Source organism: Nocardia farcinica, from assembly GCF_029867845.1.
GTDB classification, from domain to species: Bacteria; Actinomycetota; Actinomycetes; order Mycobacteriales; family Mycobacteriaceae; genus Nocardia; species Nocardia farcinica_A.
The window spans coordinates 1-12,060 of record NZ_JARWRU010000548.1; the positions used below are offsets into that span (position 1 = coordinate 1).

Below are 12,060 nucleotides of genomic sequence, written 5' to 3' on the forward strand. Positions count from 1 at the left end.
GGGCCGGGGGCGGGGGGGGGGGGCGGATCCCCGCCGGCGTACCCCGGCTCCCTCCCGCCCGGTGGGGCCCGCGGGGCCCGGCGCGGCCCTCCGGGGGCGCGACCCGCGCGCGGGCGCGCACCGAGGGCGACCCGGCGCCGCCGGGAGCGGGGCTCGGCAGTCAGGCGGAGTGACCCGCGGGCGCCGGGCGCGGGGCCTGGGAGCCGCGCTCGACCAGCGGCAGCGTGCGCAGCTGTCGTTCCAGATGCCACTGGAGATGCGCGGCGACCAGTCCGCTCGCCTGCTTGCGGATCGACTCGGCGAGCTGCTCGGCGCCCTCCCATTCGCCCCGGTCCAGGGCGATGAGGTGGTCGATGACGCCGGGGGCGGGGGTGGCCGCGCCCGCGGGGCGGCAGTGCACGCAGACCGTGCCGCCCGCGCCGACGTGGAAGGCGCGGTGCGGGCCGGGCGCGGCGCACTTGGCGCACTCGTCGAGGGCGGGCGCCCAGCCGGAGAAACGCATGGCGCGCAGCAGGTAGGCGTCCAGGATCAGTTCGTGCGGGCGCTGCTTGGCCGCGATGGCGCGCAGGGCGCTCGCGGTGAGGGCGTGCAGCTTGGGGGCGGGGGCACGTTCTTCGCCCGCGAGCCGTTCGGCGGTCTCCAGGACGGCGCAGGCGGTGGTGTAGCGGCCGTAGTCGTCGATGATGTCGGCGGCGAAGGCCTCCAGGGTGTGCACCTGGGTGACGGTGTCGAGGGTACGGCCGGGATGCAGTTGCACGTCGATGTAGGAGAACGGCTCCAGCCGGGCGCCGAAGCGCGACTTGGTCCGGCGCACCCCCTTGGCGACCGCCCTGACCAGGCCGTGCCTGCGTGTCAACAGCGTGACGATGCGGTCCGCCTCGCCCAGCTTGTGCTGGCGCACGACCACCGCCTCGTCCCGATACACACGCACGGGCCCATCCTCGCACGCCCCGGTGACGAGTCGATCGACGACACCGACCGGGCCGATCGGATCGCGTCAGGAGGCGGACCGGGTGTCCGGTTCCAGGTAGGCCGTGATCGCTCCGATCAGCCCCTCCAGCGCGTCGTCGAGATTGCCGTAGGTGCCGAGGGTGCGTTCGGAGGTGATGCCGCGCAGGGCGGCGGGCAGCAGCGCGGCCACCCGGCGCATCTTCACCGGGTCGAGGTCGAGATCGGCGAAGGCGCGGGCGCAGGCGGTGTCCCAGTGCGGTTTCCACGACGCCAGCACGGCGGCGGTGCGGGGGAATTCGCGTTCGAGTTCGGCGTGTTCGCGTGGCAGGGCGGCGCGCAGGGTCTCGATGGCCAGCGATTCGGGCCTGCGCAGGCCGGCGGCCATGCCGCGGACGAGGGCGGCGACCCGCTCGGGCAGGGCGCCCTCCGCGGCGAAGACCGCGGGCAGGTCGCCGCGCTTGTCGGCGGTGTGGCGCAGCACCGCCGCCCAGAGGCCGTCGATGTCGCCGAACTGGTACTTGATCACCCCCCAGGTCGCGCCGATGTCGCGGGCGATGCGGTTGCCCGACACCGCCGCGGGATCGCCGGTGGCCAGGGAGGTGATCGCCGCCTCGAGCATGCTCTCCCTGGACGCCAGACCGCGCTTGTTCGCGCGTCGCCCGCCTGCCGCTACCTCGGTCACGGTGCCGAAGTGTACTCGCGGACAGACCAGTTCGGTTTCAAATAACCCTCTTGTATTCTTTCGTAGACGGTTCTACTCTCGTTTTCGCCAGCTCCGGCTCTCCTTCGGATAGCGCGACGGCGCTGCGCCCGCCAGTCGCCGAACGCCGGGAGGATCGAGATGGCGAAACCCCCGCTGCCGATGCAGCCGACCGGGTGGTTCCAGGTGGCCTGGTGCGCGGAGATCCCGGTCGGCACGGTCCGCACCATGCACTACTTCGGCCGCGAGATGGTGGCCTGGCGCTCGACCTCCGGCCGGGTATCGGTGTTCGACGCCTACTGCGAGCACCTGGGCGCTCATCTCGGCTACGGCGGACACGTCGAGGGCGAGAACCTGGTGTGCCCCTTCCACGGCTGGCAGTGGAACCGCGAGGGTCGCAATGTCTGCATCCCCTACGAGGACCACCCGAACCGGGGCCGACGCATCCGCAGCTATCCGGTGGTCGAGCGCAACGAGGCGGTGTGGATCTGGTTCGACCGCGACGGCCGCCCGCCCTTTTTTCGAGGTCCCGGACATCTTCACCGCCTTCGGCGACGACCGCACCGCCGCCGACTACTACCCGCCGTTCCCCGCCGCGACTCTTTACCGGCAGGGCCTGGAACTGCACCCGCAGTACGTGCTGGAGAACGGCGTGGACTTCGCGCACTTCACCTACGTGCACAAGACGCCGTTCGTGCCGGAGTTCACCCGCCACGACTTCTCCGGCCCGGTCTCCTACGTCGATTTCACCGTGGCCTTCGACGCCGGTGTCGCCGCCGAGGACCAGGTGGCCAGCGGGGTGGAGTCGATCAACGCCGGCCTGGGCTGCTCGATCACCAAGAGCTGGGGCATGGTCGACAACCGCACCATGCCCGCGGTGACGCCGGTCGACGACTCCACCTGCGACGTGCGGTTCACCGTGTGGATCGGCCGCAAGCCGGGCGAGGACGACCGGCAGATCACCCGGTACGGCACCACCATGGCCGGTTTCATCATCGAGCAGTTCGAGGCCGACGTGCACATCTGGTCCCACCAGCGCTACAGCGACCCACCGGCGCTGTCGCGCAAGGAGTATCAGGGCTTCCGCGCCCTGCGCGCCTGGGCCAAGCAGTTCTATCCGGCCGAGTCCACCCTCCCCACCTCTTCCGCGACGACGATCGAGAGCGCCCATCATGAGCAGTGACAACAGGATTCGTGTCTTCCAGGTGGCGACCGGCAACCTCGGCACCGAGATGATCGGGCGCATCGGCGCGCACCCGGATCTGGAACTGGTCGGCCTGCACTGCTATTCGCCGGACAAGATCGGCCGCGACGCCGGTGAGATCGTCGGCATCGGACCGATCGGGGTGATCGCCACCGGCACCGTCGAGGAGATCATCGCCGCGCGCCCCGACGTGCTCACCTTCCACGGCGTGTTCCCCGACGAGGACCTCTACCTGAAGGTGCTCGAGGCGGGCATCGACGTGGTCACCACCGCCGACTGGATCACCGGCCACCACCGCGACGCCAACCACCCGCACCCCTCCGGCCGCAAGGTCGGCGAACTCATCCGGGAGGCCTGCGAGCGTGGCGGCTCGACCTTCTACGGCACCGGCATGAATCCCGGCCTCACCCAGATCCTCGGCATCGTGCACACCACCGATGTGGCCGACATCGAGAACGTCACCGTCACCGAATCGGTGGACGTCTCCTGCCATCACTCGGTCGACACCTGGAAGGCCGTCGGCTACGGCCGCCCGGTGGACGATCCGAGCATCCCCGAGTCACTGCACACCTTCACCGCGGTGTTCGCCGACTCGGTGTACCTGATGGCCGACGCCTTCGGCCTGACACTGGACGAGGTGACCTTCGACTACGAGCTCGGCGCCTGCACCCGCGATGTGGACCTGGGCTGGTACCAGCTGCCCGCGGGCTCGCTCGGCGGCAGCTACATCAGGTACCGGGGCATGGTGGACGGCGTGGCGCGGGTGGAGACGCACCTGGAGTGGCAGATGACCCCGCACACCGACCCGTCGTGGAAGATCCAGGGCTGCTACATCACCCAGATCACCGGTGACCCGAACATCTACAGCAAGCACATGATCTTCCCGCGCAAGGGCGTCGACCTGTCCGACCCGGCGAGTTTCGCCTCCATCGGCATGACCGTCACCGGTCTGCCCGCCCTGAACGCCATCCGGTCGGTCGTTGCCGCCCCGCCCGGCATCGTCACCAGCGCCGACCTGCCGTTGCGCGCCTTCGCGGGGCGGTTCAAGCTCTGACCGCTCGCTGTCGCGCCGATCACGGCCGCAGCAGACCACCGACGAGCAGCACGAGGGTGTCCAGCCCTTGGGCGTGCGCCGTCTCGGGGTCGTCGGCGTAGGCCACGATCATTCCCGCCTCGACGACGGCGCTGAGCACCACCTGAGCGAGCATCCGCACCGGAGCGCCCAGCAGCAGGCCGGACTCCTCGGCCGCTTCGAACTGCTCGACCAGCAGCCCGAGACCGTACCGGAGTTCGAATTCGCGCCACGCGTCCCAGCCGAGCACACCGGGCGCGTCGGACAGCGCGATCTGCACCATCTCGGGCCGTCGGCAGATGCGCAGGAACGTGTCGAACCCTTCACGCAGGCCCGCCATCGGGTCGTCGGACGGCGGAACAGCGGCCATGGCGGCGGCGAGCTCGGCGCTGTTCTCGCGTTCGAGCTGATCGAGAACCGCCACGAAGAGTCCGCGTTTGTCGCCGTAGTGATACTGCAGCGCGCCGCGGGTCACGCCGGCCTCGGCAACGATCTCGTCCGGGGACACGGCCGCGAAGCCGTGCTCGGCGAACAACCGCCGTGCGGCCTGCTCCAGACGAGTTCTCGTGTCGCGAGTCCGATCGAGTTGGCTACGTCGCCGCATGCCGGCGGGTGAAATCGAGAACGAGTTCGGTCAGCGCCGCGGGTCGATCCTCGGGAATCGCGGTGTAGGAATCGTCCACGAAGTGCAGCGTGGCATTCGGGAAGTCCGCGGCGAGCCGCTCGGCCAGGCGCACCGGGAAGAGCTTGTCCTCCCTCGCCCACACCACCCGCACCGGAATGTCGATGTCCGGGAAGGAACGGGCCGCGGCGAGGGTGTAGCTGTTGTGCGCGCCCGCGAGGAAGCGGCGCAGGTCGTGGCGAATCGCTCCCGACTCCCGGCTCGGCACCAGATAGGAGTCGACGATCTCCGGTGGCACCGGGTGTTTGACCACCCAGCCGAGAGCGATCGGCAGCGGGTGCAGCGCCCGGATGCGCAACAGTTCGGTCGCCGGACGCAACGATCCCGGTATCCGGGCGATCGGGGTGAGGAATTTGAACGGTGGCGGCAGGAATCGCTCGTAACAGTCCACCGAGGCCAGCAGCACGCGGGCGATCCTGGCTCGGTTCCGCGCCAGCAGCACCTGGGTGATCGCGCCGCCGGTGTCGTTCGCCACCAGCGTGACATCGGTGAGATCGAGCCGCTCGAGGAAGGCGGCGATCATGTCGGCGAGTCCGGTGGGCGACAGATCCGCCTCTGGCACCGGGACGGAGTGCGCGCCGAGCGGCCAGTCCGGGCTCAGGCATCGGTGGCCCGCGGCGGCGACCGCCGGGACGATCTCGCGCCAGAGGTTCGCGTTGACCAGCAACCCGTGTACGAAGACCACCGGCGAGCCCTCGCCGGTGTCGTGATACCTGATCCGCCCACCGGGCACGTCGATCTCCCGCTGTCGGCCGAGCGTCCCGCTGTGCGTCATCGAGCCCATCCCCTCTGTGGATCACCATGGCTAAGCTGGTTGATGGTCACACACCCCGGCACGGATGTCCAGGATCGCGACCTTGTGTTCTATAACCGAATCATCAAGTGCGCCTTGGTGAATCAGCGTCCTTCAGCAGATCGGCGCTGTTGGTGGATCGGGGTTTCGCGGCGAATCGGCGCATGAGTGGTTCGTCCACCGTATGGAACAAAAGGGCTGCGGCGAGGATCGACACGACCAGACTCAGCATCGCCCAGCCGAACCAGCCGAAGAACCCGTACTGCCCGCCACCGATGAACATCCGGGTGATCAACACCATCACCGGGAACTGGATGAGGTAGAACGCGTAGGAGATCTTGCCGAGCCAGACCATCGCGGGTGCGGCGTTGAGCCCGCGGATGCCCGCCAGGTCCCGGGCCGCGAGCGTGGCCACCACGGCCGTCATCGGCAGGACCAGCAGCACCGACATCTTGTAGTTCACCGGGACGACGAAGGTGGCGAAGTAGGCGGCCGTCAGCGCGAGCAGCGGGACGGTCATGCCGGTGTTGCGCCAGCGGCCCTCCGCGACCAGCCGGGCGGCGAGCACTCCCAGGAAGAACTCGGGCAGCCGGGAGGCGGGAAAGGTGTAACTGAGCCAGTAGGACGGGGAGACCGGGATGTCCGGCTGCGCGAACCATGCCGGCGAGGCGTGCAACTCGTAGAACGGGGAGACATCTCCCGGCACCAGGCGTGGCGCGAAGGTGTTGGCGATCCCCTTCGGTCCGTCCACCCACAGGTAGAACGCGGTGTGCAGCAGCACGATCACGACGAACAGCAGCGCCAGGGCCGTCCACAACCGCCGCCCGGGTATCCGCCGCACCAGGGGCAGCAGCAACGGAAAGCTGAGATAGAAGAGCACCTCCGCCCCCAGCGACCAGGACGGCACGTTGAGCCCGCCGACGGTCGTCCATTTCGGCACCCAGGTGTGCACCAGCAGCAGGTTGGGCAACCACACCACCAGCCGGTGCAACGGCACGCTCGCCACCACGACGAACGCGGCAGCGGCGAGGAGGTGGGTGGGATAGATCTTCAGCGCGCGTCGCCGGTAGAAGCCACCGATCGAACTACCGGGCCGGAACGACCAGTAGATGATGAAACCGGAGAGCACGAAGAAGAAGGTCACGCCGGCGGCGCCGAGTTGCATCGGCAGCACCTGATGGATCGCCCGGAACAACTCCGACTTCTGGAACGGGTAGACCGGCAGGAAGACCAGGGCGTGCAGCACGAACACCGCGAATGCCGCCCACCACCGCGCCCCCGTGAGCGCGGGTAGCGGGAGCCGCCGCGGCACGGAGGCGTCGGGGGCCTGCGGCGCGGCGGGCTCCGGTCCGGTCGAGGGCGCGGCGCTCGACCTGCCCCGCTCCCCGGTGTCGACGGGTCTCACGGTCACCGCGTGATCAGTGCCAGGAGACCGGCCGCCACGGCCGCGTCACCACGTGGCGTCGGGTGCACCGGCGTGCCCATGAGCTCGCTGCGCGGGTCGAGTATTCCCGCCAGCCAGGGCTCCGGCGAGCACAGCCCGTGTCCGGCGGTCGCCGCTCTGGAGTCGAAGAACTCCACACCGAGCGCCGCCGCGGCGGCGCGCTGCGCGGCGTCCATCCGATCCCACAGGGCGATCGCCGCGCCCGCGTCGTGCTGCACGATCGTGCCGATGCCGAGCACGTCCACGCACCAGTGGCGCTGGCCCGGCGCGTTCATCTCCGGGTAGCCGACCAGGATGATGCGCGCGGCCGGTGCGTAGTAGCGCACATAGTCCACGACCGGCCGGATCTTCTGCGCGTACAGTGCGCCGTCGACACCGCGGAAGTCGGTGGCCCTGCCCTGTTCGGCGGCCTCGGGTCCGCATCCGCGGATCACGTCGAGCACACAGTTCAACAGCGTCTGACGGAGTTTGACGGTGTTGGCGCCCCAGGCGTCGTTGAGCCCGGACTGGATGAGCACCGCCCGCGTGTCGGGCCCGAACGCGCCCTGCGCGTCGGCATTGCGCGCCTGATGCACCAGCGTCAGGCCGGGTCCGCTCACCAGGGAGGCCCCGCGACAGGAGAGATCGGCGAAATCGTCGGTGCCCCACAGGTCGAGCCTCTGCGCGAGCTGGGTGGGCCACGATGTCGGACTGTGGGAGCAGTCGACCTTCGCCCCCGGGGTGGCGTTCTCCAGCGCCGCGGCGATGTCGCCGTTGGCGGAGAACGAATCACCGAGCACCACAACGGCTTTGCCCTGCGAAGCGGAATCGGGCGCGGCGGCGACCGGCGGCGCGGCGGCGCAGACGGTGGCCGCCGCCACCGCGAGCGTCGCGGCGGTCGCGCGAAGACGAGAAGAGATCCACATATCAGTCCTGTCGGTCGGTTGGCCCTGTCGGCCGGAGCACAGCTCAGTAGCCGGGCCGCGGCTCGAAACCGGGATCCGGCAGCGTCGGCGCCTGCTGCTGCGGCTCCGGGGCGGGCTGCGGCGCCGGCGCCTGCCCGGTCGCGGGCGCGGGCTGGGGGGCGGGCGCCTGCTGGGTCGCGGGCGCGGGTTGCGGTGCGGGCGCGGGTGACTCGGGCTGGGGCTGGGGCTGGGGCTCGGGCTGAGGCTCGGGCTCGGGCTCGGGCACAACCGCACTCGTGGTCTCCTCGGACGGACCAGGGGTCTCGGCAGGTGCGGACGGCGAGGCGGGCTGGGTGGTGGCGGGCGGCGATTCCTGGCCCTCCTCGTCGCCGGCACAGCCGCCGACCACGAGCGCCAATCCCGTCACGACCGCGGCCAGCGCGAATCGGCCGAGGTACCGGCAGTCTTTCTCCATCGTGGTTGCGTCCATCGTGGTTGCGTCCATCGTGTTTCCTCTTCGGGGGCAGACGGCCATCAGCCGACGAGCTCGTCGAGAGTGGGCATGGTCGATGAGATCGGGCTTCCGGTGAAGTCACCGATCCACCCGTCCTCACCTCGGAAGAACCGGATGGCACAGAAGTGCGGAACCGATCCCATGTCGAACCAGTGGGTGGTGCCCGCGGGCACCGAGATCAGATCGCCCGCCTCGCACACCAGGGCATAGACCTTGTCGTCGAGGTGCAGGTAGAAGCAGCCACTGCCCTCGGCGAAGAACCGAACCTCGTCCTCGGCGTGCCGCTTGGCGTCGAGAAACCCCCGGCCGGCGGGCTCGGCGCCGGCCCGCCCCGCCACTGCGGGTCCTGCGGCTGCGGCGTCATCCGCACCACGTCGACCAGCCGGTATCCCCCTCGGGCACACACCGCGGCCACCTCGTCTTCGTAGGCCGCGAGCAGTTGCTCCTTGGTCGCCTCCGCGGGCAGCTCGCGCAGCGGCCACTGCTCGAGCCGGATGCCGTACGGGGCGAGCACTTCCGCGATCTCGTCGCGGTCCGTCGTCCTCAGCAGCACCTGTTGCCGGTCGTCCTGAGGCATCACCTGTACGAGTGTCATGGCAGTCCTACTCCCGTCCGAAGCTGCAGCTGACACAGCATTTCCAAACACTCCATGCGGTTGCGGGCCGTCTCCAGATCCGGTCCCCAGGTCGTCGCGCCGTGCCGGTCGATCAGCACCGCGGGCGGCGTATCCGTGGAGAGGCGGGCCGAAAGCTCGGCCGCGATGCGCGCGACATCGCGGTGATTGGCCAGCACCGGGACGGTGAGCGGCATGCGCGCGCTGGGGTCGAGCCCCTTGGCCATCTCGAAATCGTCGAAGCGCACCACCCCCCGCTCGGCGAGGACGGTCGTCGCGGCCGTCGCCGAGGGCGGATGCGCGTGGACCACCGCACCACAGTCCGGGAGATGGCGATACAACGCCGCGTGGATCGCCGACTCCGCCGAGGGCGTGCCCGTGTTCGTCCCGACGGCCGCACCGGTCGACAGCTCGATGTCGACCAGATCGCCCGCGGTGAGCGAGCCCTTGCTCAGCCCACTCCCGGTGATCAGCGCGCGATCGGCGCCCAGGCGCACCGACAGGTTGCCCGCGGTGCCGTCAAGCCAGCCACGGCTGTACAACTCGGCCGCGACGGCGGGCACCCCGTGCCCGAGGGCGGGTCTGAGGGTGCGGGTCTCGGTGACGACCGCCGTCACGAGATCGCGCGGTGTGACATCGAACGCGGGATTGAACACAGCGGTCCCCTCGGGCGCCACGGGCACGCCGTGGAAAGCTGTCACCTCCCGCGCGCTCCGCTGCTCGATCACGATCTCGCCGGGGTGGTCGAGCGACTCGTCGATGCTCGACTCGGGTGCGACCACCACGAACGGGATGCCCGCTCTGGCCGCGGCCAGAGCCAGCGGATAGGTGCCGATCTTGTTCGCGACATCACCTCGTGCGGTGATGCGGTCGGCGCCGACGAGCACGCAGTCGATCTCCCCCGCCGCGACCGCCGCCGGGCCGGCGGAGTCCACGCAGATCCGGTGCGTGATCCCCGCCTCCGCGAGTTCCCACGCGGTGAGCCGAGAGCCCTGCAGCAGCGGCCTGGTCTCGCCCGCGAGCACCGACTCCAGAGCGTGACGATCGGCGAGCTCCTTGATCGTCCCGAGCGCGGTGCCCCAGCCCACCGTGGCGAACCGGCCCGTATTGCAATGCGTGAGAATCCGCAGCCGGGACCGCCCGCACAGCGCCGACACCTCGTCGGCCGCCCTGGCCGACATCCGGCGTCCCACCATCTCGTCCTCGTCGAGGAGCGCGCGCGCTTCCGCCAGCACCGCGGCGGCTCCCTCGGACACTCGCGCGAGCACCCGCCGCACCGCCCATGCCAGGTTCACCGCGGTGGGCCGTGCCGCGGCGATTCTGTCCGCGTCCGCGCGCACGGCCGCGAGATCGTCACCATGGCGCAGGGCCGACAACGCCACCGCGAGCGCACCCGCGGCGCCGATGGCGGGAGCGCCGCGCACCGTGAGCGTGCTGATGGCTTCGACGACCTCGTCGACACTGTTCAACCGCGTGATCCGGTACTGCTGCGGCAGTGCGCGCTGGTCGACGACGCACACCGCGCCGTCGACCCAATCCACCGAACGTCGCATCGCGATATCCGTTTCTCACACCGCGGCGTCGGAGGCGCCGACCGTGAAGATCTCGAACTGGTAGACGAACGCGTAATCGTCGTGGTAGAGCCGGTCACACAGCTCGTCGTCGCGCCGCAGGACGGAGTCGAACGTGGCGTCGGGACGATGCCTGCTCAAGAAATTGCGGTAGCAGATCCGTGCGCCGGGACGTGCCACACGAACCAGTTCCGTCATCATCGTCGCGAACTGATCCCGATCGATGCAGCTGGTCACATCCGACATCGAGAACTTGTCGATCGAGGTGTCCGGCAGCCCGCGCAGGTACTCCATCAAGTCGGCACGCACCGGTCGGATCCTCGTGTCGGCGGACTTGATGGCGGCGACGCTGTCGCGCAGGAGATAGTGCGGCAGCACGTTTCGATCCGCATAGCGGCCGCGCAGCATGAAGGTGACCCAGTCGTTGTCCCGTACCAGGTGCTCGGTGAGAGTGTGTTCGAGTCGCTCGAGCACGTAGTCGCCGCAGGACCCCACATCGGTGACCACGTTGTAGCTGTCGTCGTTGAGCACGGCCTTCAGGGTGCGCTCGGTGAACCCCCGCCGGATCAGGGTGCGCCACAGCACCCCGTCGATCTGCTCCCGGTAGACCCGGCGCTGCTGCTCGATGTCGGTGGCGGCGAACAGATCGCGCATGGCGGATCGGTAGAGCACACGCATCATCGGCGCCACCACCCGGACGTAGAGCTGTTCGTGTCTGCCCGCGCGCAGCACACCGCCGCGAATCGCTTTGTGGTAGCGCGTGAAGTAGGCGACCGCGCCGGGAGACAGTGCCGGTGTCAGTTCCTCGAACAGCCGCCATCGGTCTCGGCTGGGGTCGACGCCGAGGAATTCCAGCAGGGTGTCGTACGAGAAGTGCCGGATGGCGGCCAGTTTGAGCTCGAGCAGGTAGGTCTGTCCGGCGGAGCTGTCCACCGAGACCACCGATCGTGGATTCGCCACGACCAGGCTCAGTGCCCGGCATCCGCTTCCGGTGATCGCCAGGACGTCGTCGCCTTCGGCGACGGTCAGCGCGCGGAGTTCCGAGCGGGAGTCCTCGTCACAGGTGCTGTAGAGCAGCCAGCGGTCGGTCACCGGTGGGGTGGCGAGGGTGGCGGGTGCGGCGGTCATGACGACATCCCTTCGGAGGTGTGACGCGAGTCCGGGGTGGCGGCGGGCTGGTCCGGCTCCGGCTCCGGCGGCCGGGTGGGCAACAGCAGGCCGGCGAGAACCGCCGCGAGGGCACACACGGCGGTGACGACGAGGCAGGCGATCTGGAATCCGTGCAGGAAGGCGTTCTCTGCGCTGCCGGCCAGCGTGTCGGCCACCGCCTGAGCGCCGCTCTCGGCGAGCCGTCCGGCGACCGCGAGGGCCGAGCCGACCGAGTCACCACTGCGGTCGAGCAGATCGGCGGGAACACCGGCGATCGTGTCGGGAAGTTCGGCGAGGTAGAGCGAGTGGTGCACGCTGCCGACCACGGCGATGCCGAGCGTGCCGCCGAACAGGCGGGTCGCGTCGTTCATGGCCGAGCCGATTCCAGCCGTGTCGGCCGGCCCCACGGCCAATATAGCCACGGTGGCCGGCCCCGCCCCCCCACCCATGCCGCGGCCGCTCACCCCCAAATGCGGCGCGGTG

The 12,060-nt window shown here is 69.9% G+C and carries 11 protein-coding genes and 2 pseudogenes; 2 read left to right on the plus strand and 11 right to left on the minus strand.

What is annotated here, in order from left to right; translation table 11 throughout:
- Nucleotides 1-160: 160 nt before the first annotated feature.
- Nucleotides 161-931, minus strand: coding sequence for a DNA repair protein RecO (gene recO, locus QH283_RS11860; RefSeq protein WP_280503058.1), 771 nt, complete (start codon nucleotides 929-931; stop codon nucleotides 161-163).
- Nucleotides 932-997: 66 nt separating this feature from the next.
- Nucleotides 998-1,633, minus strand: a complete 636-nt coding sequence (locus QH283_RS11865; protein ID WP_280503059.1) for a TetR/AcrR family transcriptional regulator — start codon at nucleotides 1,631-1,633, stop codon at nucleotides 998-1,000.
- Between the two features lie 159 nt (nucleotides 1,634-1,792).
- Between QH283_RS11865 and QH283_RS11870 the strand changes: the two are divergent.
- Together QH283_RS11870 and QH283_RS11875 are read left to right on the plus strand one after the other, a co-directional pair.
- A pseudogene (locus QH283_RS11870) lies at nucleotides 1,793-2,834 on the plus strand (Rieske 2Fe-2S domain-containing protein).
- The gene (locus QH283_RS11875) at nucleotides 2,824-3,909 is read left to right on the plus strand and encodes an NAD(P)H-dependent amine dehydrogenase family protein (protein ID WP_280503060.1); all 1,086 of its coding nucleotides are present in this window, start codon (nucleotides 2,824-2,826) and stop codon (nucleotides 3,907-3,909) included. The pseudogene QH283_RS11870 and the gene QH283_RS11875 overlap by 11 nt, the downstream one beginning before the upstream one ends.
- A 19-nt stretch (nucleotides 3,910-3,928) precedes the next feature.
- Here QH283_RS11875 and QH283_RS11880 read toward each other — a convergent pair whose 3' ends face one another.
- The 9 genes and pseudogenes from QH283_RS11880 to QH283_RS11920 all read right to left on the minus strand — a co-directional run.
- Nucleotides 3,929-4,531, minus strand: a complete 603-nt coding sequence (locus QH283_RS11880; RefSeq protein WP_280503061.1) for a TetR/AcrR family transcriptional regulator — start codon at nucleotides 4,529-4,531, stop codon at nucleotides 3,929-3,931.
- Nucleotides 4,518-5,384, minus strand: coding sequence for an alpha/beta fold hydrolase (locus tag QH283_RS11885; RefSeq protein ID WP_280503062.1), 867 nt, complete (start codon nucleotides 5,382-5,384; stop codon nucleotides 4,518-4,520). Before QH283_RS11885 ends, QH283_RS11880 begins: the two co-directional genes overlap by 14 nt.
- 103 nt (nucleotides 5,385-5,487) lie before the next feature.
- On the minus strand, nucleotides 5,488-6,813 hold the full coding sequence (locus QH283_RS11890) for an acyltransferase family protein (RefSeq protein ID WP_280503063.1): 1,326 nt from the start codon (nucleotides 6,811-6,813) through the stop codon (nucleotides 5,488-5,490).
- Nucleotides 6,810-7,751: an SGNH/GDSL hydrolase family protein gene (locus QH283_RS11895; protein ID WP_280503064.1), complete on the minus strand. Its 942-nt coding sequence runs from the start codon at nucleotides 7,749-7,751 to the stop codon at nucleotides 6,810-6,812. The genes QH283_RS11890 and QH283_RS11895 overlap by 4 nt, the downstream gene beginning before the upstream one ends.
- Before the next feature lie 43 nt (nucleotides 7,752-7,794).
- The gene (locus QH283_RS11900) at nucleotides 7,795-8,235 is read right to left on the minus strand and encodes a hypothetical protein (protein WP_280503065.1); all 441 of its coding nucleotides are present in this window, start codon (nucleotides 8,233-8,235) and stop codon (nucleotides 7,795-7,797) included.
- Between the two features lie 29 nt (nucleotides 8,236-8,264).
- Complete coding sequence (locus QH283_RS11905) at nucleotides 8,265-8,582, minus strand: hypothetical protein (protein WP_280503066.1); 318 nt, start codon at nucleotides 8,580-8,582, stop codon at nucleotides 8,265-8,267.
- Nucleotides 8,583-8,835: 253 nt separating this feature from the next.
- Entirely contained in the window at nucleotides 8,836-10,410 is a 1,575-nt protein-coding gene (gene mtnA / locus QH283_RS11910; RefSeq protein WP_280503067.1) for an S-methyl-5-thioribose-1-phosphate isomerase, read from the minus strand.
- A gap of 15 nt (nucleotides 10,411-10,425) precedes the next feature.
- Nucleotides 10,426-11,556 carry a DUF3419 family protein gene (locus QH283_RS11915; RefSeq protein ID WP_280503068.1) on the minus strand — a complete coding sequence of 377 codons (1,131 nt, stop codon included), beginning with the start codon at nucleotides 11,554-11,556 and terminating at the stop codon, nucleotides 10,426-10,428.
- A pseudogene (locus QH283_RS11920) lies at nucleotides 11,553-12,060 on the minus strand (MFS transporter); the annotation flags it as partial. The pseudogene QH283_RS11920 and the gene QH283_RS11915, both read right to left, overlap by 4 nt.